Source organism: Selenomonas sp. ND2010, from assembly GCF_000702005.1.
Taxonomy (GTDB): domain Bacteria; phylum Bacillota; class Negativicutes; order Selenomonadales; family Selenomonadaceae; genus Selenomonas_A.
Window position 1 is genome coordinate 1 of sequence record NZ_JNKI01000029.1, and the last position, 24981, is coordinate 24981.

General features: G+C 49.3%; 24 protein-coding genes and 1 tRNA gene. 20 read left to right on the top strand and 5 right to left on the bottom strand.

The window, feature by feature from the left end; translation table 11 throughout:
- Positions 1 to 384 precede the first annotated feature (384 nt).
- From T504_RS0110100 to T504_RS0110145, 10 genes are all read left to right on the top strand, one after another.
- Positions 385 to 1557 (top strand): ABC transporter substrate-binding protein, encoded by a 1173-nt coding sequence (locus T504_RS0110100; RefSeq protein ID WP_033170964.1) that lies wholly within the window; start codon positions 385 to 387, stop codon positions 1555 to 1557.
- Positions 1558 to 1660: 103 nt separating this feature from the next.
- Entirely contained in the window at positions 1661 to 2548 is an 888-nt protein-coding gene (locus T504_RS0110105; protein ID WP_033170965.1) for a branched-chain amino acid ABC transporter permease, read from the top strand.
- A 12-nt stretch (positions 2549 to 2560) separates the two neighbouring features.
- Complete coding sequence (locus T504_RS0110110; protein WP_033170966.1) at positions 2561 to 3517, top strand: branched-chain amino acid ABC transporter permease; 957 nt, start codon at positions 2561 to 2563, stop codon at positions 3515 to 3517.
- Positions 3510 to 4280 (top strand): ABC transporter ATP-binding protein, encoded by a 771-nt coding sequence (locus T504_RS0110115; protein WP_033170967.1) that lies wholly within the window; start codon positions 3510 to 3512, stop codon positions 4278 to 4280. The genes T504_RS0110110 and T504_RS0110115 overlap by 8 nt, the downstream gene beginning before the upstream one ends.
- On the top strand, positions 4280 to 4993 hold the full coding sequence (locus T504_RS0110120) for an ABC transporter ATP-binding protein (protein ID WP_033170968.1): 714 nt from the start codon (positions 4280 to 4282) through the stop codon (positions 4991 to 4993). The genes T504_RS0110115 and T504_RS0110120 overlap by 1 nt, the downstream gene beginning before the upstream one ends.
- A 53-nt stretch (positions 4994 to 5046) precedes the next feature.
- Complete coding sequence (locus T504_RS0110125) at positions 5047 to 5691, top strand: CBS and ACT domain-containing protein (RefSeq protein ID WP_033170969.1); 645 nt, start codon at positions 5047 to 5049, stop codon at positions 5689 to 5691.
- 135 nt (positions 5692 to 5826) lie between these two features.
- Positions 5827 to 6483 (top strand): hypothetical protein, encoded by a 657-nt coding sequence (locus T504_RS0110130; RefSeq protein WP_051635324.1) that lies wholly within the window; start codon positions 5827 to 5829, stop codon positions 6481 to 6483.
- A gap of 176 nt (positions 6484 to 6659) precedes the next feature.
- A complete protein-coding gene (locus tag T504_RS0110135; RefSeq protein ID WP_033170970.1) occupies positions 6660 to 8630 on the top strand; it encodes a methyl-accepting chemotaxis protein in 1971 nt (656 codons plus the stop codon).
- Positions 8631 to 8852: 222 nt separating this feature from the next.
- Positions 8853 to 9452 (top strand): hypothetical protein, encoded by a 600-nt coding sequence (locus tag T504_RS0110140; RefSeq protein ID WP_033170971.1) that lies wholly within the window; start codon positions 8853 to 8855, stop codon positions 9450 to 9452.
- Positions 9449 to 9856 carry a response regulator gene (locus tag T504_RS0110145; protein WP_033170972.1) on the top strand — a complete coding sequence of 136 codons (408 nt, stop codon included), beginning with the start codon at positions 9449 to 9451 and terminating at the stop codon, positions 9854 to 9856. Before T504_RS0110140 ends, T504_RS0110145 begins: the two co-directional genes overlap by 4 nt.
- Before the next feature lie 45 nt (positions 9857 to 9901).
- On the opposite strand, the gene T504_RS0110150 is transcribed toward T504_RS0110145, so the two are convergent.
- The 3 genes from T504_RS0110150 to T504_RS0110160 all read right to left on the bottom strand — a co-directional run bounded on the left by T504_RS0110150 (position 9902) and on the right by T504_RS0110160 (position 12324).
- Positions 9902 to 10786: an ROK family protein gene (locus T504_RS0110150; protein WP_033170973.1), complete on the bottom strand. Its 885-nt coding sequence runs from the start codon at positions 10784 to 10786 to the stop codon at positions 9902 to 9904.
- A gap of 111 nt (positions 10787 to 10897) precedes the next feature.
- Complete coding sequence (locus tag T504_RS0110155) at positions 10898 to 12184, bottom strand: tetratricopeptide repeat protein (RefSeq protein WP_033170984.1); 1287 nt, start codon at positions 12182 to 12184, stop codon at positions 10898 to 10900.
- A 66-nt stretch (positions 12185 to 12250) separates the two neighbouring features.
- Positions 12251 to 12324 (bottom strand) — tRNA-Gly (locus T504_RS0110160).
- A gap of 174 nt (positions 12325 to 12498) precedes the next feature.
- On the opposite strand from T504_RS0110160, the gene T504_RS0110165 reads away from it, so the two are divergent.
- The gene (locus T504_RS0110165) at positions 12499 to 13365 is read left to right on the top strand and encodes a flagellin (protein ID WP_051635325.1); all 867 of its coding nucleotides are present in this window, start codon (positions 12499 to 12501) and stop codon (positions 13363 to 13365) included.
- Between the two features lie 40 nt (positions 13366 to 13405).
- Here the strand turns inward: T504_RS0110165 and T504_RS0110170 are convergent, their stop codons facing one another.
- Entirely contained in the window at positions 13406 to 14047 is a 642-nt protein-coding gene (locus T504_RS0110170) for an HAD family hydrolase (RefSeq protein WP_033170974.1), read from the bottom strand.
- Between the two features lie 123 nt (positions 14048 to 14170).
- Here T504_RS0110170 and T504_RS0110175 point away from each other — a divergent pair, with 123 nt between their 5' ends.
- The 3 genes from T504_RS0110175 to aroF all read left to right on the top strand — a co-directional run bounded on the left by T504_RS0110175 (position 14171) and on the right by aroF (position 16906).
- Positions 14171 to 14830 (top strand): 3'-5' exonuclease, encoded by a 660-nt coding sequence (locus tag T504_RS0110175; protein WP_033170975.1) that lies wholly within the window; start codon positions 14171 to 14173, stop codon positions 14828 to 14830.
- Between the two features lie 173 nt (positions 14831 to 15003).
- Positions 15004 to 15852, top strand: a complete 849-nt coding sequence (gene pheA, locus T504_RS0110180) for a prephenate dehydratase (protein ID WP_033170976.1) — start codon at positions 15004 to 15006, stop codon at positions 15850 to 15852.
- A gap of 22 nt (positions 15853 to 15874) precedes the next feature.
- A complete protein-coding gene (gene aroF / locus T504_RS0110185; RefSeq protein ID WP_033170977.1) occupies positions 15875 to 16906 on the top strand; it encodes a 3-deoxy-7-phosphoheptulonate synthase in 1032 nt (343 codons plus the stop codon).
- A gap of 67 nt (positions 16907 to 16973) precedes the next feature.
- Here aroF and clpX read toward each other — a convergent pair whose 3' ends face one another.
- Positions 16974 to 18257 carry an ATP-dependent Clp protease ATP-binding subunit ClpX gene (clpX, locus tag T504_RS0110190; RefSeq protein WP_033170978.1) on the bottom strand — a complete coding sequence of 428 codons (1284 nt, stop codon included), beginning with the start codon at positions 18255 to 18257 and terminating at the stop codon, positions 16974 to 16976.
- Between the two features lie 158 nt (positions 18258 to 18415).
- On the opposite strand from clpX, the gene T504_RS0110195 reads away from it, so the two are divergent.
- From T504_RS0110195 to T504_RS0110220, 6 genes are read left to right on the top strand one after another with little or no spacing between them, the layout of a single operon-like run.
- Entirely contained in the window at positions 18416 to 19222 is an 807-nt protein-coding gene (locus T504_RS0110195; RefSeq protein ID WP_033170979.1) for a Cof-type HAD-IIB family hydrolase, read from the top strand.
- A 35-nt stretch (positions 19223 to 19257) separates the two neighbouring features.
- Entirely contained in the window at positions 19258 to 20193 is a 936-nt protein-coding gene (rapZ, locus tag T504_RS0110200) for an RNase adapter RapZ (protein ID WP_173664090.1), read from the top strand.
- Positions 20194 to 20199: 6 nt separating this feature from the next.
- Entirely contained in the window at positions 20200 to 21522 is a 1323-nt protein-coding gene (gene yvcK / locus T504_RS0110205; protein ID WP_033170980.1) for a gluconeogenesis factor YvcK family protein, read from the top strand.
- A 30-nt stretch (positions 21523 to 21552) separates the two neighbouring features.
- On the top strand, positions 21553 to 22482 hold the full coding sequence (whiA, locus tag T504_RS0110210; RefSeq protein WP_033170981.1) for a DNA-binding protein WhiA: 930 nt from the start codon (positions 21553 to 21555) through the stop codon (positions 22480 to 22482).
- A gap of 26 nt (positions 22483 to 22508) precedes the next feature.
- Positions 22509 to 23294, top strand: coding sequence for a polysaccharide deacetylase family protein (locus T504_RS0110215; RefSeq protein ID WP_231473896.1), 786 nt, complete (start codon positions 22509 to 22511; stop codon positions 23292 to 23294).
- A 39-nt stretch (positions 23295 to 23333) separates the two neighbouring features.
- On the top strand, positions 23334 to 24575 hold the full coding sequence (locus tag T504_RS0110220; protein ID WP_072022733.1) for a hypothetical protein: 1242 nt from the start codon (positions 23334 to 23336) through the stop codon (positions 24573 to 24575).
- Positions 24576 to 24981: the final 406 nt, after the last annotated feature.

Below are 24981 nucleotides of genomic sequence, written 5' to 3' on the forward strand. Positions count from 1 at the left end.
AAAACATCTCCCGCGTAGTGTTGGCACTGCCCCTAGCGGCGGCGAAGAGTTGCTTCGAATGAGATTCGTGTAACCTGCAAACTGTAATTTTACAGCCTCTTTTTTCTTTTCAGGCAGGACTTTTATGGTTAAGTGTCTAATATAGATAAACAAAACAACAAATATCATCATCACAACAATATTGTACTTTTAATCCATGTATACCGTATAAATGATACATAACAGAAGATTTTCCCAGACCAGTTTTTGGGTGAAGGACAAATGGGTGAATAATATGGCTGAATTTTACATGTATACATTGACTTTTGTAAACATGTAAACTATAATTAGTTCCATCGTTGATTGTTTTACGGACAACGAATGAGAGACAAGGGAGGAATTCATATGAATTTCAGCAAGAAAAGCTTGAAACTCATGAGTGTAGTTGCTGGTACGATGCTCATGGGCAGTGTATTTGCCGGTTGTGGTGATGAAGGCAGTGCAGATGAAATCAAGGTCGGTGCAAACTTTGAGTGCACGGGGAATGTTGCTAACTATGGTCAGGCAACGCTCGATGGTTTCAATCTGGCTATCAAGGAAATCAATGATGCTGGTGGTGTCAATGGCAAGAAAATCAAAGTCGTTTCGGCTGATAATAAATCCGAAGCATCGGAGGCTGTCAATGCGGCAACGAAGCTGATTTCCGATGATAAGGTAAAGGTTATCGTTGGACCAGCTGTAACGGCAAACGTCATTGCTGAATCGCAGGTGGCAACCGATAACAAGATTCCAATCATTGCACCGGATGCAACGAGCCCGGATGTAACGGTGGAAAATGGTCAGGTAAAACCTTTCGTATTCCGCAGCTGCTTCATCGACCCGCAGCAGGGTTCGGTTATGGCAAAATTTGCGACAGAGAAACTCAAAGCTAAGACGGCAGTCATTTATGTCGATAACAGCTCCGATTATTCCAAGAGCCTGGGCAAAGTATTCAAGGAGAAATTCGAAGCTGCTGGCGGCAAGGTGCTGATGGAAGAAGCCTTCCTGGCCAAAGATCAGGATTTCAAAGCTGCTTTGACGAAGCTCAAAACGGCCAATGCGGATGTCGTATTCGTTCCGGCTTACTATGAGGAAGTTGGCAAAATCGTAAAACAGGCGCGTGAGCTTGGCTTTAAACAGCCGTTCCTCGGTACGGATGGCTGGGATGATTCTAAGGTAGCCGATATTGCTGGTGCGGATGCCTTGAACAATACCTTCTTCAGCACGCATTATTCGGATAAAGATGCTGAGGTAAAGGGCTTTGTCGATGCGTTCACGAAAGAGTATGGACATGCACCGAATGTGTTTGCAGCACTTGGCTATGATGCCGGTAAGATGCTGGCTGATGCAATCAAACGTGCCGGCAGCGATGACCCAGAGAAGATTCGCGAGGCATTGGAGCAGACCAAGGACCTCAAGGTTGGTACGGGTACCATCACGATGGATAAACACCATAACCCAATCAAGCAGGCAGTCATCCTGGAGAACAAGAACGGCGACCGCGTCATGGTTGCTAAAATCATGCCGGATGCTGAGTGATTGAGCGAATAAGGCAGAATCAGGGGGCCGCAGTGATGCGGCCTTTTGTACTATCGTAGGATGTCCTTCAAGGATGGACTCTATGATAATAAGGAGGAAAATTATGGAAGTTACGCACCAGGTCCTGCAGCAGCTCGTCAATGGCATTTCGCTGGGCAGCATTTATGCGCTGATTGCGTTAGGCTATACGATGATTTACGGTATCATCAAGCTCATCAACTTCGCTCATGGCGATATTTATATGGTGGGTGCTTATATCGGATTTTATGCGATTACGCAGGCACATTTATCAATCGTACCCGCGCTGATTATCTCGTTTGTGGTTACTGGTATTCTCGGTATGGTGGTGGAGAAACTGGCCTATAAGCCCCTTCGCCATGCACCGCGTATTTCGGTGCTCATTACGGCAATCGGTGTTTCGTTTTTCTTGGAGTACACGAGTATGTACTTTGTATCGCCGACGCCGCGTACGTTCCCGGCACTTTTTGGCGATGTAGCCATCGAATTGGGCGGTATTGTCATCAATGGGCAGCAGATGCTGATTCTCGGCATTACCACCATCTTAATGATTGTACTTACTTATGTGGTTCACAGAACCAAAACGGGGAAAGCTATGCGGGCGGCTTCGTTTGACACGGAGACGGCGCAGCTCATGGGTATTGATTCGGACCGCATTATTTCCATTACTTTTGGCATTGGCTCGGCGCTGGCGGCTGTGGCCGGTGTATTGGTCGGTGTCTACTATAATTCCATTGACCCGCTCATGGGCATCATGCCGGGCCTCAAGGCCTTCGTTGCCGCCGTCCTCGGTGGTATCGGTATTTTGCCGGGAGCTGTGGTCGGTGGTTTGATTCTCGGTATTGTCGAGGCGTTTGTGTCGGGATTTGTGTCCTCGACCTTCCGCGATGCGGCGGCCTTTGCCATTTTGATTCTCGTGCTGCTGTTCAAGCCGACGGGGATTTTTGGCAAAAATACGAAAGAAAAGGTCTAAGGGGGGAGCTTCATGAAATATTTACGCAAAAATGACTTCATCATGATTGGCTTCGCCGTAGTTTTGTTCGCGGTGCTTCAAGGACTTATCGCAGGCCGTATCTTGAGTTCCTTCTGGCAGCTCAATCTGTTGATTGTAGGCATTAATGTTATTATGGCGGTGAGCCTCAATCTTATCAATGGGTATACGGGCCAATTTTCCTTGGGACATGCGGGCTTTATGGCTGTCGGTGCCTATGTGGGCGTTGTGCTCACGACGAATTTCCATCTACCGTTCTTAGCGGCCCTAGCAGCTGGCGCTGTGGCTGCGGGTATCCTGGGGTTCCTGATCGGTATTCCGACCTTGCGGCTGCGCGGTGACTATCTGGCTATCGCTACGCTGGGGCTCGGGGAGATTATCCGCATCGTAATCATGAACATTGATTATGTGGGTGGTGCTGCAGGCTTCAAGGGCATTCCGCATCACACTACCTTTGCCTGGGTGTTTTTCATCATGTTGTTTGCTCTGTTCTTCATCAAGAATTTCGTGAATTCGAATCAGGGGCGTGCGTGCCTCGCGATCCGTGAGAATGAGATTGCCGCGGAATCGATGGGAGTCAATACGACGAAATATAAGATTATGGCGTTTACCATTGGTGCTGCCTTTGCTGGCATGGCTGGCGTCTTGTTTGCGCACTGCTTTTATCTCATCAGTCCGAATTCCTTTACGTTCATGCAGTCGTTTAACTATCTTATCATGGTAGTTATGGGCGGTTTGGGCTCGATTACGGGGTCGATTGCTGGTGCCTTTGTCGTTACCTTTATTTCAGCGGCACTTGCCAGCTGGCCGGAATTCCGCATGATTATCTATGCATTGGCGTTGATTTTGATGATGTTCTATCGTCCACAGGGCCTGTTTGGTTACATGGAAGTTACCAATATGAGTATCTTCCGCAAAATTTTCAAGAAAGGGGGCCGCGCTAATGGCTAAGGAATTACTCAAGGCGACCGATGTGTCTGAAGTGTTTGGCGGCCTCAAGGCAGTTTCGGATTTTAATTTCCATATCAACAAGGGAGAGTTGGTCGGCCTCATCGGGCCGAATGGTGCTGGCAAGACAACAGCTTTTAACTTGATTACCGGTGTCTATCAGCCGACTACTGGTGAGATTCACTTCGATGGCAAGAGCATTGTCGGGTTGAAGCCGTATCAGATTACCCAGCGCGGGATTGCCCGCACGTTTCAGAATATCCGGCTGTTTTCCGAGCTTACGGTCCTCGAGAATGTCAAGATTGCGTTCCATTTCCATGTCAAATACGGTTTGCTCGAATCGGTATTCCGTATGGGCAGGTACTTTTCCGAAGAGGAAAAGATTGAAGAAGAAGCTTTGAAGCTTTTGAAGATTTTCCACCTGGAAGATAAAGCCGATGAATTGGCGAAGAATCTTCCGTATGGAGCCCAGCGGCGGCTGGAGATTGCGCGAGCGCTCGCTGCTAAACCGAAACTGCTGCTGCTTGACGAGCCGGCGGCTGGCATGAATCCGCAGGAAACAAAAGAACTCATGGAGATGATTTCCTGGATTCGCAAGGAATTTGGGTTGACGATTCTTTTGATTGAGCATGATATGAGTCTGGTCATGGGGATTTGTGAGCGCATTTATGTATTGGAGTATGGCATGATTATCGCACAGGGAACGCCGGATGTTATTAAGAATGACCCAGAGGTTATCCGGGCATATTTGGGAGGCGAGGCATAATGGGCAAATTGCTGGAATTGAAGGACTTGAATGTCTATTATGGTGCCATCCATGCGATTAAGGGAATCAGTCTGGAGGTTAATCAAGGCGAGATTGTCACGCTTATCGGGGCTAATGGCGCGGGAAAGTCGACGACGCTTCGCACGATTTCGGGACTTTTGAAGCCAAAGTCCGGCACGATTACCTTCGCTGGCAACAATATTGCTGGCAGCAAGGCACACGAAATCGTTCATAGTGGGATTAGTCAGGTACCGGAGGGGCGTCGCATCTTTGCCGAGATGTCCGTCATGGAGAATCTCGATCTTGGAGCCTTTACCCGCAAGGATAAAGAGGGAATCAAAGCGGATATCAAGCATGTATTTGAGTTGTTCCCACGCCTTGAAGAGCGCAAGGACCAGATTGCGGGGACGCTGTCTGGCGGTGAGCAGCAGATGCTGGCGATGGGGCGTGCGCTTATGAGCCGGCCCAAGCTGCTGCTGCTTGATGAGCCGTCGATGGGCTTGGCGCCACTGCTCATCAAAGAAATCTTCAACATTATCGTAGATATCAATAAAGCAGGCACTACGGTGCTGTTAGTAGAACAAAATGCGAATATGGCGCTTTCGATTGCAAACCGGGCCTATGTATTGGAAACGGGGCGGATAACACTTTCGGGGGATGCCCGGAAACTCGCAGCTAGTGAAGATGTTCGCAAGGCTTATCTTGGCGGTTAATGATTTGAAGCGGAAATATACAGTTTTCAGGTACAGAAACGGAGGCTATAACTATGTTTGTTGCAAATCGTATGACGAAGAATCCTGTAACCATTGCACCGGAGGCATCGGTGGATGATGCGATTACGGCAATGAAGAAGGGACATTTTCGTCGGCTGCCAGTTGTTGATGAGGGAAAATTGGTAGGCTTCTGCAGCGATAAAGATCTCATGCGCGTGGCACCGTCGCCGGCAACGACATTATCGCGCTATGAAGAAGTGTCGTTGCTGGCCAAGTTGAAGGTAGCAGATATCATGAACAAAAATGTCGTATCGGTTCAGGAGGATGCGACTATTGAGGAAGCCGCGCTTATCATGTATGATAAGAAACTTGGTGGATTGCCGGTCGTTTCCAGTGTTGGGGCGGTAGTTGGCGTTATTACCGAGACGGATATTTTCAAAACCTTTGTCGATGTTATGGAACTCAAGGCAGGAAAGACGCGGCTTACCGTGCTGGTCGATGATAAAGTGGGCGTGGTCAATGACATCTCAGGGATTTTCGCGAAAAACGGCTTGTCCATTGACAGTCTGGTGACTTGCAAACAGGCGGATGGAAGTTACGAAATCGTCATTCGTGGAGATCTCCCGGAGGATGATGGCATAAAGAAACAGATTGAGGCGAAGGGGTACAAGGTAATTCATTCGGTTAAATTCGCGTGACGGAATAGCAAAAAGCAAGCAGGAAATGGTTGATTTTCTGCTTGCTTTTTCTTGTGGTTTCATGGATAATATAAATAGGAATACTTTACTCTGATATGTATAGGTGCAAGTTAATAGCATAAGGAGGAAGCGAACATGGATGTCAAAGGAATTGCTTCACTTTCCCAGCAGACGGCTGCGTTGAGTGCAAGCTACAAGAAAACCACAACGTCGACTACGACGGATGCCGAGAAAAATCTGACTACCACGACGACGACAAGCGAGGCCTTTAGCATTGATATCTCTGCTAGTGCGCAGAAAGCATCGGGGGCGCTAAAGGGCATGACGTCTGAGCAGGTGGATGCGCTCAAAGATGGAATCCAGAAGAGCTATCAGCTAATGATCAAGACGATGACCGAGCAGAATGCCAAACTTCAGGGTTGGCTCGATCAGGGGATTGGTGCGCTGAATTTTGAGGGTATCCTCTTTGGTACGGATAAGTTTGCCCTGCCGCCAGTTGGTACGACACCTGAAGAGGCACAGGCAGCAATCAGTGATGGTGGTGAATATTCCGTTGATGCGGTGGCAACGCGTATTTTTGATATGGCCTCTACTATTGCCGGCGGTGATCCTGAGAAGCTTAAAGCCATGCAGGCGGCAGTGGAAGAAGGATTCAAACAGGCGGGTATTGTCTGGAAAGATGCGATTGGCGATGATGAGATGCCGCAGATTACCAAAGACACGCATGCAGAGATAACCAAGCGGTTTGAGGAGCTCTATGCGAAGCTGACAAATCCGAATCAGGACGAGTAACCGAGTCGGATGAAAAATAGAAAGATAAAAATCCTGTCCCAAGCAGTGGACAGGATTTTTTGTTTTCCTGGCAGGAGAAGTAAAATAGGCAGCGAATAGTTACGTCAAAGAAAAGTATGGAAAACAATCGCTATAAAAAGTAATTATTGGTAACTATAACGAAAAGGGGGAGAACTATGAGGCTGAAACAAAAATTCTTATTGCTGGCAGGTACGATGGGATTGCTTATGGCAATCGTATCTGTTATTGGGTACTATACAGCAAGCAATGATTTACGGGAAAGTGTTGACAGTGGTTTGCGATCCTCGGTTATTGCGAAGGCAAATCGCTTAGATGGCTGGCTGCAAGGGAAAAAAACTTTTGCAACGGCAAATGCTACCTATATGACCGGTCTTAATGGGGATATGGAAAAGATAAAGACGAAAGAGGCTGTGGGGATGACTGGAGCCGATTCGGAAATTTTGGATCAAACGGTAGGTTTGCAAGACGGGTATTTCTTTGGCTTTATTGGTGGTGAGCGGACTGGGCAGGTGGATCCGTCCAGCCGCCCTTGGTATCAGTTGGCTAAATCGGCCGATAAGACAATTTTTACGGGTGCGTATAAGGATACGACAACAGGTGGTTTAATCGTATCAGCAGCTGCACCGATAAAAGCTGACGGCCACTTTATTGGTGCGATTTGTACTGATATATCGCTTGATGTCTTGAAGGAACAAATTCAAGATATCAAGTACCATGGTGAGGGTATTGGGGCCATTTTGGATAAAGATGGCCGGATGTTGGCGTCCGCAGGGCCGGAGGAACCTTTGACAAATTTCAAGGATGTTGATGGACTGGGGAGTCATTTTGATGAAATGATTAAAAAGGGAGATGGCTTCTTTGAAGTAAACATTCGTGGAGAAGATTATGTTTATGCATACCAAACGGTACCTACTACGGGCTGGCTCATAGGATTGGCGGTGCCAACTGATTTCGTGTTTGCCTCATTACATCATTTGCGGCTGGTATATGGTGTGCTGACGATTTTAGGGCTTTTGATTACCATGTCGGCATGTTTGCTCTTTGCTAAGGCAATCACAGTGCCCATTGTGGGCCTTGAAGAACATGCCACTAAACTGGCGCAAGGAGATCTTCGGTTGGAAGATTTGCCGGTGAAAACTGCCGATGAGATTGGATCGCTGACCAATGCGTTCAATGTAATGAGTGGTAATCTTCGCAAGTTGATTACCAGTATGGCAACAACCGCTGAGCAAGTGGCGGCATCTTCAGAGGAACTTACGGCTAATGCACAGCAATCTGCAGATGCTTCGGTTCATGTTGCTGAGACTGTAGGCGAGGTTTCCATGGGCATGGAGACACAGCTGCAGGATATCGATGGGGCCAAGAAGAATGTCGATACGGTTTTCACGGATATTACCACGATGGCAGAGAAGGCTAAAGTAGTATCCGAGACTTCGGAAAACACGGCGAAGGCGGCACATAAAGGTTCAGAACTCATGGAACAGGCGATAGCCCGAATGGGGTATATCGAAAACAGTGTTATGGAATCGGCTGATGTGGTCAAGAAATTAGGTGAGAACAGTCAGCAAATTGGTCAGATCGTCGAGGCAATCTCTTCCATAGCGGAGCAGACGAACCTATTGTCGCTGAATGCAGCGATCGAGGCCGCTCGTGCTGGCGAGCATGGTCGAGGGTTTGCGGTGGTTGCAGAAGAGGTCCGTAAACTTGCGGCAGAGTCGCAAGAGTCGGCTGAGCAGATTAAAGCGCGAATTGACTCGATCCAGAAGGATACGATAGCAGCAGTTGAGTCGATGCGTTCCGGGTCGGATGAAGTACAGTCTGGTACGACGGCTATTCGTGAAGTAGGTGCGCAATTTGCGGATATTCTGCAGATGGTTAATGGAATCAACAGCCAGATGGAAGAAATCAATACCTCGGTTAAGACGGTTACCGAAGGGGCTGGTCATATTGTCGAGGCCGTGGATAATATCGATACGATTAGCCGTAAGACCGCGAATGATACGCAGACGATATCCTCGGCAACGCAGGAACAGTCTGCTTCGAATGAGGAAATAGCCGCTGCTTCGCAGGCGTTGGCGAAGATGGCCGGCGATATGCAGAACGATATTGGTAAGTTTAGGTGGTAAGAGGATATTCCGCAAAACACCGGGCCATTCGTCCGGTGTTTTTTACGCCTAAAAATATTTGCACGTCTCGGAAATAAAGTCCGAAAGCCATTTTCAACAAGGGATTTCCAACAAGGATAGGCAGGCGATCATACCAAGCTATACAACCTCTGGCGTTTGTTGTATGATTAAGTTAGCAGGAGTTTTATTATCGATGCAGTTGAGGCTGGGAGGGCAATAGAGATGGGCGAGGATATAAACCTATTTCAGACGGATAAACGAGCTGTTTTCTCGGCGGTTACGGTTGGACGATGCATTTTAAATGAAGCGGGCGAAATTGTCGATATCGACCGTCAAGGGCTGGATATCATGGAAACTACTTGGGTAGAATGTATGGGACTTCAGTTTGGTGATGCCTTTTACTGTGAAAACAGTTTGGAACATGGTTGTGGGCATGGCGGGAGCTGCCGCCATTGTCCTGTCCGCAATAACATTGAAGCGGCCATCATGGAGGATACTTTTAGTAGTGAGTTTATGGTGCTTATGCACAGTGTCCGGCATAATCGGGCAATGTGGATAAAGATGGGGGTATCGCAGGCTAAGGGGCCGGCCGGCAAACAAATCATCGTGACGATGGTGGATGAGACCGCCAGCAGGGAATGGGAGCGGCAGCGCGATGCAGCGCGAAGCGAACGTGCGCCTGGAATAAAATCCGTCGGTAAATCTGAACGACCGAAGCTGCATGACGATGAAGATGAGGTGGCAAGGCTTATGCAGTATTGCCGGCATAAGCTGGAGGCTAGTGAGATAGGGAAGGTTCTCAAGGTGGAGGAAAGACCATGAAGATACTGATTGCAGAAGATGATCGGCTCAGTCGGTCTTTTATGGAAGAATTCATGAAGGATTATGGCATCTGCGATTCGGCAGCTGACGGGATGGAGACGCTGGATTTGATCTTGGAAGCCATGAAGCAGAAGGAGCCATATGACTTGATCTGTTTGGATATTATGATGCCAAAAGTTGACGGTTTCAAGGTGTTGAAGGTTATCCGTGGTTTGGAGCAGCAGTATAAGGTTCCGCCGGAACAGCGCATGAAAGTCATTATGATGACGGCCATTGCCGATGTGGACTATGTGGATCAGGCATTTAACTGTGGTTGTGATGCCTATGCATCAAAACCGATCAATATGGAAAAAGTACAGGAAGTCATGCAGCAGCTGGGGCTGCTTTCCGTACCGGAAGAGTGATAAGCAAAGAGCCTGCCGCGGTCAGCCGTGGCAGGCTCTTGTTGTTTAAAAATGGTGTTTTGTCATGAGGTTGGAAATGGCTCCGAGGAGGTTGGCGTCGTTTCCGTGCTGGCAGGCAAGGATATGAGGACGGATGCGGGCCACTTCGGCTTCCTGGATGATGTTGTCGAGATGTTTCTCAATATTGGGAATCAAATCCGTGCGGGTACTGATCGCACCGCCGAGCAGAAATACTTCTGGATCGAAGATGTACTGGATGTTGTAAATGGCGCGGGCCAGATATTCATACATGTTTTCGATGTAGCGTTGCGCGTCTTTGTCGCCGGCTTCTGCCATCGCGTAAATTTTTTGCCCGTCCAGTTCGCCGGCCGGAATCTGCCGGTCGTTGGCCAGTTGGCGGACCAGTGCACCGGAACAGCCGCTTTCGCTCAAAATGTTTTTGCGTTCGGCTACATAAATGTAGCCGAATTCACCACCGTGAAGATGAGCGCCATGGATGATTTCCTTATTATGGACGAGGGCGCCGCCAACACCGGTGCCAAGAACAAAAAAGGCAACATCCTGGTAATCTTTGCCCGCTCCAGTCCAAACTTCGCCTAAAGCAGCGCAGTTGGCATCGTTTTCCATCGCGGCAGGCAGTCCCAGCCGCTCTTGCAATGCCTGCAGGATGGGGAAGTCATGGATATAGGGAAGGGCGCTGCTGCCGCCGATTATGCCAGTTTTTCCGTTTACGGCACCGGGCATGGAAAAACCGATGCCGGCAAGTGTATACCGTTCGGCTAGCTTGTTTTTAGCGATCGCCAGCTGGGTGTAGAAGTCTTCCAGTGTTTCGGGAGTCCGAAAAAAACCGTGGTCATAAAATTGGCCACTTTCATCAAGGACGGCAAACTTTACGCTGCTGCCGCCGACATCAAAACCGAGAAAATACATCATGACATCTCCTTTTATCGTTGTTGTGTTCAGCCTATCATAGGAGATGTGCCGGTTCAATAGATTTTGGGAAGCTTGGTCGAATGCTTCAGAAGAAACAAGAAAAAACAATTATTTTTTGAGACAAGCTTCCATGATGAACTGATTGGCAAGGACATTCATATTGGCCGAATTGATGGCTGCGGCCTGCCCGAAGTCCTTCCAGGCCTCGTTATATTTCTTTTGCTGGATATGGGCGACGCCAATCAAGTTACGGGCGTCAGCAGAACGGTCTTCAATCTGCAGCAACTGCTCCATGTCGGCGATAGCGCCGTCGTAGTCCTTGGCTTCAAAGCGCATTAGGCCGCGATTGAACCAGCCTTGGTTGAGGGTGGGGGCGATTTCTAGCAGCGTATCGTAGTCTTTGCGGGCCAGTTTTTTGTTGCCCAGCCGAGTGGCCGTGATTGCATGATCGTAGTGTGCCTCACTGGATTGCGGGGCAAATACCAGCGCTTGGGAGAAATCTTTGAGAGCGGCGGTGTAGTCGCCGCGGTTATACCAGACAATACCGCGATAGATGTAGGAGGAGGCTTCATCGGGAGCACTCTTGACTTTGCGGTTGCCGGCATCGAGGGCGGCATCGGAGGCATCCGGAGCCTGGGCCTGACGCCAGAGACTTAGGATTTCCTGGCCGTAGTTTTTGCCGGGAACCGCCCAAGCGCCGTTAAGCCCTGTCCATTTGAAGACTTTGCCGTGGAGATCCGGGCGGTTGCGGACTACATGCCAATAACGGGGGTCTACAATCGTGATGGATGGTTTTTCCACGCGGGTGTAAGCTAGCAGGTGCTGAATATGTGCGCGGACGCCGAGCTGTGCCGTGGCAAAACTGTGGCCAGGCTCATGATTGCCGGTGGCACCGAGGCCGCAGAAGTTGTTCTGTGTGGGCGAAACGTCACCGCCGTACCCAAAAAAGCCGGTTTCTTTTATCGCCTGGCATAAGGCAACATCTGGACGGATGCCTTCGCGGCCGGCTTCCTGATAGTAATAGTTTACAATATCTTCGACGCTGCAGGTTAGTTTTGGTTTGGCATTGTGCTTTTTTATGAAGCTTATCATCTGTTCCTGCGTAGCTTCAGCCGGCCCCATGATTGAAATCGTATCAGGAGCTGCGTCTACGGTCATCATAGGAGAGTCAAAGGCTGGTGCCAGTTTCCACTGAACCTGAGTGATGGCTTTTTTATTGATGTCCCGGGGCATTTCCTGGGAAAAATCCGGACGTCCCGGCAGCGTGCGATTGGCTACTGGGGTGTTGGCAACCTGAGGGGAAGCAGAGGCTGCCTCGGTGACAGCTGATGGAAAGCTAACAACTAGCAGGCTGCAGGTAATCGATGCAGCCAATAGGGAACGACGAAAACGCATAATAGTACCTCCAAAAATGGTAACAAAAAACTCCATGGCGAACGCCATGGAGCTAAAATTTCGATTTGGAGCGGGTAATGGGAATCGAACCCACCTCTCTAGCTTGGGAAGCTGGCATTCTACCGATGAACTATACCCGCATCGACTTCTATAGTGTAGCATTTTTTTGACGGAAATGCAAGAATTCATGAATAATATTTTTGCCATATTGCAGAGGGGATAGGTTTTCTTATATAATGTAAGTGGGAGAGAATACGCCGAAATCGGCAGCTCTCGGATAAGGTCTTGGGAAATGAAGAGAAAGGAGAATGCGTATGAGCATTACCGGCATTATGAATGGGCTTAACAGCTCACTCAATTCGCTGAATAAGGTTCACGGTGCGCAGAGCAGCAGCATTCAAAAGATTGCTACGGGCTCTTCGCATCCTAGTGCGTCGTACGGTCCGTCCGATTACGCGATTATTCAGCGCACGTACTCCAATATCGGGGCAGTATCTCAGTCCAATAGCAATTCGCAGACAGCAAATTCCATGTTGTCTACGGCTGCAGGGGCAGTCAATGAGACGGTCAGCAATCTGACGTCTCTTCGCTCCACACTGCTGGAAGCAGCCAATGGTACCAATGCGAACACCGATCGCGCTGCGTTGCAGAAATCGGTGGAGCAGACGATCGCTTCTATTGATGACAATGCCTCGGTAACTTACAACGGCAAGCGTTTGCTGGATGGCACGCAGTCGTTGACGGTAGCTGGCGAGAACGGCTATAACACGGTGAATTTGGGCAATATGACATCCTATGGTCTTGGCCTTACGGACAGTGAGGGGAAGAGCACCATTGATTTAACGGATGCTTCCTCCATTAGCGATGCGCTCGATAAAGTCGACAGTGCACTGAATGCGGCTACGGATCAGGCGACCAGCATCGGTGCAGCTCAGCAGGGACTCACCTATCAGTCTTCGAATTATACGACGACGCAGGAAAATCTTGAAGCTACGGCAACGACGATGGATGGCACGGATATTGCGAAGGAATCCGTTAATCTGGCCAGTGCCAATACCCAGGAGCAGATGGCCCTGTTTGCCATCAAACAGGGGCTGCAAAGCCTTAGCCAGCAGACGGTTGGCGCACTTGGCGGGCTTAACAACCACAGCCGTGGTGCAGCTGCCAGCATGTTAATGTAATCTTGATAAAAAAAGAGGCCTCATGTGGCCTCTTTTTGTTTTAATCCATTAATTCCTGAATATCCTGCATGATTTTGACATGCGGATACGTTTGAAATACTTCAGCGCTGGTGGTGCCTGTGGTTACGGCGGCGAAATCAACGCCGGCGTTTTGGGCAGCCCCGGCATCGACGTAGCTGTCGCCGGTGTAGAGTACCTGGTCCTTGGAAATTTGGAAGTAGTCCAGGGCTTTTAGTATTCCCTCTGGAGCTGGTTTATGTGCTATGACGTCATCGCTGCCGATTATGCGGTCGATGAGTTCTGATACCCCGTCGATATCAAATTTTTCCTGGATGCGGTGGCGGGTCTTGCTGGAGATAATGCCAATCTTGGCATTCTTTTCGCGCAGGGCCCGCAGCGTCGTGAGGGTATGCGGGAAGAAGTGGGTGCCGGCGGTCATGTAGCGGTCAGCTTCTAGTTTGTAGACATCCAGGAAAGCACGAGCTTTTCCTTCATCCTGGGACTGGATGATTTCTTTTATCGCATCCAGCATGGGAAGGCCGATGGTGCGGCGGATTTCCTCATCGTTGCGCTGTGGCCAGCCAGTTTTTTCAAGAGCAATGTGAAAACATTTTAGAATAGCGGATTCGGAATTGACGAGTGTATAGTCAAAATCAAATAAGTATAAGCGGTAATTTTTCATGGGTTTTCCTTTCTGTCCTAGGGAAATCTCTTTTATGATAGCATAGAATCCTATTGAAGAAAACGGAGGAATCACGTAGAATAAAAGAGAAGAAGTAATCGACAGAAAGTACGGGGGATACAGATGAAATACGTGGTCGTAGACTTGGAAATGAATCCAGTGAGCCGGGAATTCCGCGATGTGCGCCGCAAGATGAATGAAGAAGTCATCGAGTTTGGTGCAGTGCGTCTCGATGAAAATTTTGCGCAGGAAGCAGAGTTTCAGTGTTATGTAGCTCCCGCCTATGGCCCGATAAAAAAACACATTACCAATCTTACGGGGATTACGCAGGCGATGGTGGATGGTCAAGAGTCCTATGAGGTCTGCTTCCAGAATTTCGTGGATTGGATTGGGGATACGGAAACGAAAATCTATTCCTGGAGTATGTCGGATATCAAACAACTCAAAAAAGAGTGCCGTTTCAAGCTGCCAGCGTTCGATGTGAAATGGCTGGATGATCGCTGGGTCGATTTACAGCAGGAGTTTGATAATCGTTTGGGACTTCACAACAGCTTGGCACTCAAGCACGCCTTGGGCGCGATGGATCATCAATTTGAAGGAACTCAGCATACGGCTTTGGCAGATGCTATTAATACCAGCGCGATTCTAGTTCTCATGCAGGATGATGAAAAGTTTCGGGCGACGATGCAGCCGGTATTGGACATTCTTCAGCCTAAGGAAGATTTGTCCAGTTCCATTGGGGATCTGTGCCCAGATCTGCTAAAATTAAAAGACAGTTTTTGATACAGTTGTGTTTTACTGACACACAAAACGTGTAACAGTGTATTTTTCTCTTGCTGATTAACAGGTATTGTGTTATGATATTATCAATTTTAAAGGAATTGACGATATATCAAGCTCCGTCCTTTAGAGGATGGAGCTTTTTTTTATTCGCTGACCGGTCAGGAGGAGATGGAATGAGCAAACGAATGGGAGTGCTTGGCCCGAAGGGGACTCATAGCGAGGCGGCTGCCAGCTATTTGAATGAGCGGCTGGAAACACCATATGAGTTAGTGACAGTCCCAGACCTCTTTGAATGCCTTCAGGATGTGGATGAAGGACGACTCGATACGGCGCTGGTTCCCGTGGAAAATTCACTGGAGGGAGCAATCAATATAACGTTGGATACCTTGGCCCGCAGTGAGACGTTAGAGGTTGCCCGGGAGCTTATTTGGCCCGTTCATAATCAGTTGATGGCCAAATGTGAGGCGGAGGCAGTCCGGCGTGTGTATTCGCATCCACAGCCGATTTCCCAATGTCGGGCCTATCTGCAGCAACATTATCCGCAGGCAGAGATTGTCAAGGTTTCCAGTACGGCCCGGGCCGCGGAATTGGTGGCGGCAGAATCCGCGGCATCCGGCTGGGCGGCTATCTGCACGGCGCGGGCGGGTGAGCTGAACGGTTTGCACACTATTGCGGCAGAGATTCAGGACAATATGGCAAATTGCACGCGATTTTTTCAGGTTCGCCGCCGTGGAAACGGCAAGCCAGTTCTTCCGAAGGAAAAGGTCTTGATCATTTGTCAGATTGATGGACAGAAAGCCGGTGCGCTTTATGATGTGCTCAAGGAGTTTGCTCAGCGGGGAATCAACATGACGCGTATCGAATCAAGACCAGCGCGAACGGAGCTTGGGGCATATATCTTCTTTTTCGATTTGGAGTATACGTCGGACGAAAAAGCTTTGCAGGAGTCAATTGATGCCGTGGCGAAGAAGAGTATCTGGCTCAAAAATTTGGGGACATTTCCTGTTTATACAGTAGAATAAAGACAAGAAAAGAGGTATAGCTATGGTTATCATCATGAATGTCGATGCGACGGCAGCGGAGATCAAGGGCGTTATTGAGGTGGTCAATGAAGCTGGGCTGGAGGCCAAGGTCATGGAAGGCAGTCAGCAGAAGATCGTTGGGGTCATTGGCGATAAGACTAGATTGGCCAGCGTGCCGATTGATGCGCTTCCAGGGGTGGAAAAGACGGTGTCCATCTCGAAAAGTTATAAATTGGCCAGCCGTGAGTTTCATCCGCAGAGCAGCGTTATCGATGTCGCTGGGGTGAAGATTGGCGATGGAACACCGGTAGTCATGGCGGGGCCATGTGCCGTCGAGTCTAAGGAGCAGTTGTTTGAGGCGGCCAAAATCGTCAAGGCGGCCGGGGCGCAATTCCTGCGCGGTGGTGCCTATAAGCCGCGTACTTCGCCGTATTCGTTCCAAGGGTTGGAAGAGCAGGGGCTGAAATATTTGGCGGAAGCGCGTGAGCTCACTGGATTGCGGGTAGTCACTGAGGTGACCACGGTCGAGGCCATTGACGGCGTAGCGGAATACGCCGATATGCTTCAGGTGGGGGCACGGAATATGCAGAACTTTGGCCTGCTCAAGGAAGTAGGGCGTTGTGGCAAACCGGTTCTGCTGAAACGGGGATTGGCCGCTACGATTGATGAGTGGCTCAATGCAGCAGAGTATATCATGAATGAAGGCAATCCAAACGTCGTTTTATGCGAGCGCGGCATTCGCACGTATGAGACGTATACGCGCAACACGCTTGATCTCAGTGCGGTAGCGGCAGTCAAACATCTTTCCCATCTGCCAATTATCGTCGACCCGAGCCATGGAACGGGCAAATGGCGTATGGTAAAACCGATGGCTTTTGCGGCTATCGCCGCTGGCGCCGATGGATTGATGATGGAGGTGCATCCGAACCCCGCGAAGGCGCTTTCCGATGGCCCACAGTCGTTGACGCCGGAGAATTATCAAGAAGTTATGGCAGGAATTTGGAAACTGTCGCAGTTCATGAAACAGGAAGACATCGTGCCGATGGATATTTAAGGCAAAAATTAGAGAATATAAAAGAGCCGTTGACTTTGATGGAGTCAACGGCTCTTTTGGTGATTGATCACTTATCGAGTTTTACTACGTCTGGTTTGGCACCGTTTTCGATGCAGTCTTTGGTGATGATAACCTTGCGTGGTTCCTCGGATTTTGGAATATCGAACATGATGTCAAGCATAACGTCTTCGATGATTCCCTTGAGGCTGCGGGCGCCAGTTTTGCGTTCAATGGCCTTTTGGGCAACAGCGCGCAGGGCGTCTTCTTGGAATTCCAGCTGGACGTTGTCCATGGCCAGCAGTTTTTCGTATTGCTTGACGGGGGCGTTCTTGGGCTCGGTCAGGATGCGCAGCAGAGCGTCTTCGTCGAGTGTTTCGAGGGTGCAGATGACTGGGAGACGTCCGATGATTTCCGGGATGATACCGTACTGCATGAGATCCTCCGGACGGACCTTGTGGATGAGCTCATCAAATTTTGGTTTGTCGTCTTTTCCCTGTACGTCGGCACCAAATCCGATGGAGCTGGTCTTGGAAAGACGCTTGCCGATGACATCGTCGATGCCGACAAAGGCACCACCGACAATGAATAGGATGTTACGGGTGTCGACCTTTATGGTAGGAGCTTCCGGGTGCTTTCGCTGACCGCGTGAGGTGAATTCGACGACGCTGCCCTCGAGCATTTTCAAAAGTGCCTGTTGAACGCCTTCATGTCCCGGGTCGGCCGTAATCGAGTTGTTCGCACCGGATTTGCGGGCAATCTTATCGAATTCATCGAGGTAGATAATGCCGTGTTCGGCTTTTTCGATATCTTTGTCAGCGGCGTAGTAAAGGTTGCGGACGGCGACTTCTACGTCGGCGCCTACAAAGCCGGCTTCGGTGAGGCTCGATGCATCCGTAACGGCGAAGGGGATGTCCAGCAGTTTGGACAGGTGCGAGAGCAGAGCTGTTTTGCCGCAGCCTGATGGACCGAGCATGATGACGTTGGATTTTTCGATTTCGGTGCCGTCGTCATTCAGATAGCCGTATTTCATGCGCTTGTAGTGGTTGTAGACTGCGACCGAGAGGATTTTCTTGGCGCGGTCTTGATTGATGATGTATTCGTCAAGATACTCTTTAATGATATGCGGTTTATTCTTGGCCAGTATATCGTCAAGCTGGCCGGCAAAAGCCTTGGATTCCTCTTGCTGAGCAGCTTCCTCGTGTTCATCCAGGAAGTGATTGATTTCGCGTACGCAGTTTTTGCAGATGGCAAAACCGGTGCTCGGGTCATATATTGGCATATCGTATTGGTCACGGACTTTAATCGTGCGCTTACAGAAGCTGCACTGATGGGTAATTACTTTCTTTTCCATGGGAAAACGTCCTTTCCGGCTCATTGATTTCTATTTGTAGTATTATTATCTTATATAAGAGAGCTTTTTTCAAGGAGAAGCGTCAGCCACTTGCAATTTTCTGCTGATGTGAGAAAATAGGGTTGAGATTTTGTCCCCAGCATTGAGGAGGAAAAGAAATGTCAATCAAGCTTTTTGTGACCGATTTAGATGGTACGCTGCTGCCCAGTGGTCAGCGGGTATCGGCTGAAAATATAGCAGCCGCGCAGGCGGCGGTGAAAGCCGGCGTAACGGTGACGATTGCCACGGGCCGTATGTATAAGGCTGCTTTGCCTGTGGCAAAGGCGCTGGGCGTCGATGTTCCGATCATTACCTACAATGGAGCTTTGATTAAAACCGTGGCTGGTGAGGTGCTTTATAGCAATTATCTGGAGCCGGAGCTCGTGTGCCGGGTGATTGATTACTGCCGCAAGCGGGAGTGGTACCTGCAGATTTACAGCCAGGATGAACTGTATTATGCGGAGGAAAACCAATATGCGCAGGCATATGAAGCAGACCAGCACGTTAAGGGACATGCCGTTGGCTGGGATGGCCTCAAGGAGCATACGGAGGCGGTTTGCAAGCTGTTATCCATCACCGATAGTTCCGAAGAGACGGATGCCCGTATTGCGGAGCTGCGGACGGTGTTTGGTGACGTGCTTTCGCCGGTGCGCTCTAAGGCGCAGTATGCGGAAATCATCAATCCAGGAGTCAGCAAGGCGGCAGGCATTCGCAAGCTGGCAGAGCGGTTGGGCATATCGATTGCCGATACCATGGCAATCGGTGATGCAGAAAACGATTTGCCGATGCTAAAGGCCGCTGGTCATTCGGTGGCAATGGGAAATGCTGTAGCAGCGGTCAAAAAGGTCTGTGATTACGAGACCGGCACTTGCCAGGAAAACGGCTGGGCAGCTGCGGTGTTCCGCTATGTTTTGGATCAGAAATAAGATAGGATTCAATCTTTGGGCTAGAAGGTGAAATGATGGATAATGAGTTAGAAGCTGTTGAGGAACAGATAAATAAAGAAGATAAATTTCGGCTGGTCATTGTTACTGGCATGTCGGGCGGTGGCAAAACACAGGCTTGCCGCTATATGGAGGATCTTGGCTATTTTGTGGTGGACAATCTGCCCGCCGTGTTCATCCCAAAGTTCGTAGAACTTTGCAAACATGCGGGCGGTCATGTTGGCAAGGTGGTATTGGTGGTAGATACGCGAAGCCGCGAATTCTTTGATACCTTTATCCATACGCTGGATGATATGGACCGGGATGATGTTCCGTACGAGATGCTCTTTATGGATGCATCCGATCCCGTGATTATCCGCCGCTATAAGGAAACGCGCCGCCGTCATCCCATGGCACCGTCTTCGCGCATTTCGGATGGCATCGCCAAGGAACGCGAGCGGTTGGCACCAGCCCGGGCTAAGGCAACGTATATCATTGATACCTCAGAACTTAAGAAGGTTGAACTACGGGATAAGATACACCGGCTGTTTGGGACTAACGAAGGCGAGCAGATGAGCATCAATGTACTGTCCTTTGGCTTCAAGTTCGGTATGCCGTTGGATGCTGATTTGGTTTTGGATGTGCGATTCCTGCCAAATCCCTTCTATATTGAATCGATGCGGCATAAGAGTGGAGCTGTTCCGGAGGTTGCCGAATACATTGCCAAGTGGCCGGTGACGCAGGAGTTCCTTAAGCATCTGGATGGGATGCTCGATTTTTTGGTGCCGCAGTATGTCAAAGAGGGCAAGAGCCAGTTGGTAGTGGCTGTGGGCTGTACGGGCGGCATGCATCGCAGTGTCTTTACGGCCAAACACGTTTATGACCGGTTGGCGGCTAAAGGGTATCCTGTGAAGCTCGAGCATCGTGACCTCATGAAAAATGATGTTCGCGAACATGTGCGTGAGGAGTGTTAAAGGGAAATGCATTTATTGAAATGGCTTTACCCCGGCATGAAATTCAAACGATGGCTGCTGCTCTTTTCCGCTGGCGTCATGTTGGTCAGCCTGGGGTTGGCATTGATTTTTAACTATAAATACTTGGACTATATCGAAGAGGCGATTTTCCGGGCCGTTTATCTGTGGAAGGGCAGCTATAATTATATGTTTTCCACGCTTATCGGTATCGCTGTGGTAATTCTGGGAGCTGTATTGATGCTCGTGGCAACCCGATTTGTCATCCGTTCGGTCATCACGGTGCTGCTGCCGGATAATTCGGAACGCCTGGTGGATATCATTTATGAAAAACGCCGCCTGGGCAAGGGACCGTCGGTTACCGTGGTGGGCGGCGGTCATGGCTTATCGGTACTGTTGCGTGGAATCAAGTCCGCTACTAGTAATGTGACGGCAGTGGTTACCGTGGCGGATGATGGTGGTTCTTCGGGGCGTTTGCGCGAGGAGCTGGGAATCATTCCGCCGGGAGATTTGCGCAACTGTTTGGTTGCTTTGGCTGATACAGAGCCGCTGATGGAAAAATTATTCCAATACCGTTTTCGCGGGGAAAGTGAATTGGCAGGCCACAGCTTCGGCAATCTCTTTATTGCCGCGATGAATGAAGTCACAGGGGATGTGGAGCAGGCGTTAAAGGAATCGTCGAAAGTTTTGGCAGTCAAAGGACAGGTACTGCCAGCGTCTAAGGACCATGTTCGACTCGATGCCATCATGGAAGACGGTACCGTGGTGGAAGGTGAGTCGAATATTCCGGAAGTCCATAAAAGGATTCATCGGGTACGGCTTTTTCCAGAACATGTCCAGCCGGTACAATCGGCGCTGGATGCATTGACTTCGGCGGATGCCATCATTTTAGGACCGGGCAGTCTCTATACAAGTATCATGCCGAATCTGTTGGTGGATGGTGTGGCTGAAGCACTGCGCAAAAGCAAGGCCGTGAAAATCTATATCTGCAACGTCATGACCCAGCCGGGGGAGACGGATGGTTACACGGCTTCCATGCATGCCAAGGCGATTATCGAGCATGGTGGCAAGGGGGTTATTGATTATATGCTGGTCAACAGCACCCCGATTTCGTCGGATTTGCAGGCTTTTTATGCCAAGAAAGGCGCTTATCCGGTCGAAGTGGACGAAGAGGCAATCAATGCCCTGGGCGTAGGCTTTGTCAAAGCGGACATCCTCAATGAGACAGACGTAATCCGCCATGATCCGGACAAGTTGTCCCGAAGTGTCATGCAGATGGTTTACCGGCTTCAGCCCAGTGCGTTAAAGGGATTCGATGTCAAAAATCATTGAGAGCAAACGATATTATAGGAGTGAGCTGCTATGCCGTCATTTGCGACGGAGGTAAAAAATGAGCTGGCCCGCTTGAATTACGAGCAGAGCTGCTGCCGCACGGCAGAATTGGCGGCGCTACTGCGCATGGGGGCAACGATTACCTTTGGTTTGCGCCGTACCTTTGGGTTGAACTTCACCACGAAAAATGCTGCGGTGGCCCGTAAGACGCTGCAGTTGTTGAAAAGTGAAGGCGGCAATATCCGGACGGAGATAACGGTGCGCCGTTCCCGCCAGCTGAATAAAAACAACAATTATACGGTGCGTGTGGTGCCAGCACCGCCAGTCGCGGAGCTCTTGGAAAAATTAGGGTTCTTGCAGGATGAAAGTCTCAATATGACAACGGATATGGCACTGTTGAAGAAAGCTTGTTGCCGAGTCGCGTATCTGCGAGGAGCGTTTCAAGGCGGTGGCAGTGTGAACCGTCCAGAGGCCAGTTATCATTTGGAACTGGTGACGGGAAGTTATGGTTTGGGAAATCTTTTAAATACACTTTTAAAGCGCATGGGATTTCCTGTCGGTTTTACGGACCGAAAAGAGGACTATGTCGTCTATTTGAAAGAGGGCGATGCGGTCATGGATTTTTTGGCGATGATTCAGGCGGATGAGGCGGTAGAAGCCTTTGAAGTGGCCCGAAATGTCAAAGAGGTTCGCGAACAGGTCAATCGGTTGGTGAATTGTGAGACGGCCAATTTGCAAAAAACAGTGGATGCCGCAGGGCGGCAGTTGGCGTATATAAAGCGATTGCAGGAGGCGGCGGTCAAGCTGCCGGCGAAATTGCGCGTGACTGCGGAAATGCGGCTAAAGCATCCAGATGCCAGCTTGAGCGAACTAGCAGATATGCTTGGTGTCAGCAAATCGGGGATGAATCACCGTATGCGAAAATTGCGCGAATTGGCAGAGGAGCTGCCGGACGGGTAATAGTATTTTAGGAAGAAGGATTTTTGTTGCGTTCAATCAAACGAATCATACTGGCAGCAGCGGTGCTGCTGCTATTGTTCCTGGGCTGGCTGCTGTTGGGGCCAATGCCGACGGGCGTGCCCATTTTGGAGTATCATATGGTGGCTGAGGTTGATCCTGAAGAGGGATGGACTTATAATGTACCGCCAGAGGATTTTCGCCAGCAGCTCGATTATCTTCAGCAACAGGGATATACGACTATCACGCCCCTGGAATTCATGAAGGCGAAGAAAGGGAAAATGGATTTACCGGAAAAGCCGATTATCCTGTCTTTTGATGACGGCTATGAAAACAACTACACGACTATGCTGCCGATACTCGAGGCGCATAATATGAAAGCAGTCGTCTATATGGCGACCAACAGCATCGGCCGGCCCAATTACCTGACTTGGGATGAGTTACGGGAGATGCAGGACCGTGGGGTAGAAATTGGCAGCCATACGGCCAATCATCAGCCGTTGACGCATTTGGACCACGAGAAACAATTGGAAGAGATGAAACTTTCTAAATTGCTGATGGAGTGGAATGGGATACGGACGGTTTTTTCGTTCTCGTATCCGAATGGAGAAGTTTCACCGGAAATGCCGGAGATGCTCAAAGAGAATGAATATCTTACGGCGGTGACAGGCGATGCAGGCCTGAATACGTTTGATACGAATCCGTATCTGTTACAGCGGACCAACATCCCGCATCCACGCTTTGGGTTGATGGAATTTAAGCTTCGCTTACTCAAGGCAGCGGTTATGACAAAGCTCGGGATACATCAGCACTAAGGGAAAGGTGTGAAGACAATTTACCAGGCAAGACAAATAATGCGGAAAACTTTGATCACGGCATTGCTATGCTGTATTCCAGTGACGGCGATGGCTTCGGATCGTACCACGAGCCATAAGGGGACAACTGTGGTACACATGGAGTCTGTAAAGGAAAATAATGGGACGACAAAAAACGTGAATATCAAGGAAAGAATACAGGCGATATTAAACAGTCAGAATAAACCAGCCCCCGAAGCTTGGGTAAAACCGTCCAATGTCATGCATGAAATTCCCATGGTATCCAAAGACGAGGGCGGGACCCTGCTCTTTTCTGATAGTCCGGAGTATGTGGAACAAAATGGTATTTTATATCAAGATACGGTAAGTGGAGATGTGCGGGTTCTCTATTATCATCTCAATAATACGAGTGAGCCGAAAAAAATAGCGGTTGTATTGGAGAATAAATACGAAGGCACCAATACCATTCATATTACTCGCGGAGGCAGTGGCGCGCCGAGTGACCACTATATGAAAGTGGGCAAAGCGGTACAAATGCAGTATTTCGGCCAGCCGATGGATCAAAAGATTGTTTTGGGTGAAGGCGTGGCGAAACTTTTGCAGGAGGATATGAATACCACGTTGCTGCAGCCGGGAGAGCTGGTGTCGGGCATGTATGATTTTTATGCGGATCACCCGGTGAAGGTCAGTGTGTTGATGCTCGATGCTTATGGAGACCCGGTTACGGAGTCGAGAAGTTTGCCGGTATTGCCCAAAGATGCCGTATGTTTACGAGGGACGTTTACCGGAATGAATCGGGTCATGACCTCAACGCGTGAATATCATCCGGAAGTTGATGGGATTATGTATTTTCCGGTTGCTGATGACAAGCGGGACAAATATCGTCAGGGAATTGATGCAACCGATGGAAGTGTGGTAAGGGATGAGGGGAATTATGGAATTGTATATCGAATCCAGGTTCCCACTGCTGGTGATTGCAAAGTACAGTATTACCTGTGCCCGTTAGGTGGTGTTTATGCAGGTGCCGTGCGAATGAAGTATGGCGAAGTTGGCCCGGATATGTTGCAAACGCCGCAGGGGCGGGTTTATTTTGGGGATAAAACGCCAACAGAAACACAGGAGCAGGAAGAATTGCGTGAAAAGGGAATCGTTGTTTTGACGAAAACGGCGGAACTGGCAGATTTAGGGGTATATCGTGCCGATCAATCCGTATGGATTGAATATTCCCCGCCAGGCGCATCAAATCTGCCCATAAGTATCATTATGGTACCCGTACAATAATAAGCATAGGAAAAGACCTATTGATTCCAGCGGAAGTCAATGGGTCTTTTTGCATAAAATAAATTACAGTTTATTGGTTAGTGGAACCTTATTCGAATCAGCTCTTCGCCGCCGCTAGGGACAGTGCCAACACTACGCGGGAGATGTTTTTCTAAACGAAATTTTTATCCTTAATTAAGCATCGAAAAAGTTGCAAAACGCGCTTCGCTTGAACGGTAGCAATTTTTCGACGAACGGTGAGGATAAAAATTTCGTTCTTCACGAAAAACATCAAACGCTTCGTTTATGGCACTGCCCCTAGCGGCGGCTGAGGATGTGGCGAGTTTCCCCAAGCTTCACCCTCCGAGGGCATAGTAGCTTCGTGCCGACTCTAACCTAGGCGGCGGGGGCCCAGTACCATAAGCGT

Excerpts from the sequence above, each read along its gene's own strand:
- T504_RS0110100 (WP_033170964.1), top strand. The coding sequence starts at position 385 with ATGAATTTCAGCAAGAAAAGCTTGAAACTCATGAGTGTAGTTGCTGGT.
- T504_RS0110105 (WP_033170965.1), top strand. The coding sequence starts at position 1,661 with ATGGAAGTTACGCACCAGGTCCTGCAGCAGCTCGTCAATGGCATTTCG.
- T504_RS0110110 (WP_033170966.1), top strand. The coding sequence starts at position 2,561 with ATGAAATATTTACGCAAAAATGACTTCATCATGATTGGCTTCGCCGTA.
- T504_RS0110115 (WP_033170967.1), top strand. The coding sequence starts at position 3,510 with ATGGCTAAGGAATTACTCAAGGCGACCGATGTGTCTGAAGTGTTTGGC.
- T504_RS0110120 (WP_033170968.1), top strand. The coding sequence starts at position 4,280 with ATGGGCAAATTGCTGGAATTGAAGGACTTGAATGTCTATTATGGTGCC.
- T504_RS0110125 (WP_033170969.1), top strand. The coding sequence starts at position 5,047 with ATGTTTGTTGCAAATCGTATGACGAAGAATCCTGTAACCATTGCACCG.
- T504_RS0110130 (WP_051635324.1), top strand. The coding sequence starts at position 5,827 with ATGGATGTCAAAGGAATTGCTTCACTTTCCCAGCAGACGGCTGCGTTG.
- T504_RS0110135 (WP_033170970.1), top strand. The coding sequence starts at position 6,660 with ATGAGGCTGAAACAAAAATTCTTATTGCTGGCAGGTACGATGGGATTG.
- T504_RS0110140 (WP_033170971.1), top strand. The coding sequence starts at position 8,853 with ATGGGCGAGGATATAAACCTATTTCAGACGGATAAACGAGCTGTTTTC.
- T504_RS0110145 (WP_033170972.1), top strand. The coding sequence starts at position 9,449 with ATGAAGATACTGATTGCAGAAGATGATCGGCTCAGTCGGTCTTTTATG.
- T504_RS0110150 (WP_033170973.1), bottom strand. The coding sequence starts at position 10,786 with ATGTATTTTCTCGGTTTTGATGTCGGCGGCAGCAGCGTAAAGTTTGCC.
- T504_RS0110155 (WP_033170984.1), bottom strand. The coding sequence starts at position 12,184 with ATGCGTTTTCGTCGTTCCCTATTGGCTGCATCGATTACCTGCAGCCTG.
- T504_RS0110165 (WP_051635325.1), top strand. The coding sequence starts at position 12,499 with ATGAGCATTACCGGCATTATGAATGGGCTTAACAGCTCACTCAATTCG.
- T504_RS0110170 (WP_033170974.1), bottom strand. The coding sequence starts at position 14,047 with ATGAAAAATTACCGCTTATACTTATTTGATTTTGACTATACACTCGTC.
- T504_RS0110175 (WP_033170975.1), top strand. The coding sequence starts at position 14,171 with ATGAAATACGTGGTCGTAGACTTGGAAATGAATCCAGTGAGCCGGGAA.
- pheA (WP_033170976.1), top strand. The coding sequence starts at position 15,004 with ATGAGCAAACGAATGGGAGTGCTTGGCCCGAAGGGGACTCATAGCGAG.
- aroF (WP_033170977.1), top strand. The coding sequence starts at position 15,875 with ATGGTTATCATCATGAATGTCGATGCGACGGCAGCGGAGATCAAGGGC.
- clpX (WP_033170978.1), bottom strand. The coding sequence starts at position 18,257 with ATGGAAAAGAAAGTAATTACCCATCAGTGCAGCTTCTGTAAGCGCACG.
- T504_RS0110195 (WP_033170979.1), top strand. The coding sequence starts at position 18,416 with ATGTCAATCAAGCTTTTTGTGACCGATTTAGATGGTACGCTGCTGCCC.
- rapZ (WP_173664090.1), top strand. The coding sequence starts at position 19,258 with ATGGATAATGAGTTAGAAGCTGTTGAGGAACAGATAAATAAAGAAGAT.
- yvcK (WP_033170980.1), top strand. The coding sequence starts at position 20,200 with ATGCATTTATTGAAATGGCTTTACCCCGGCATGAAATTCAAACGATGG.
- whiA (WP_033170981.1), top strand. The coding sequence starts at position 21,553 with ATGCCGTCATTTGCGACGGAGGTAAAAAATGAGCTGGCCCGCTTGAAT.
- T504_RS0110220 (WP_072022733.1), top strand. The coding sequence starts at position 23,334 with ATGCGGAAAACTTTGATCACGGCATTGCTATGCTGTATTCCAGTGACG.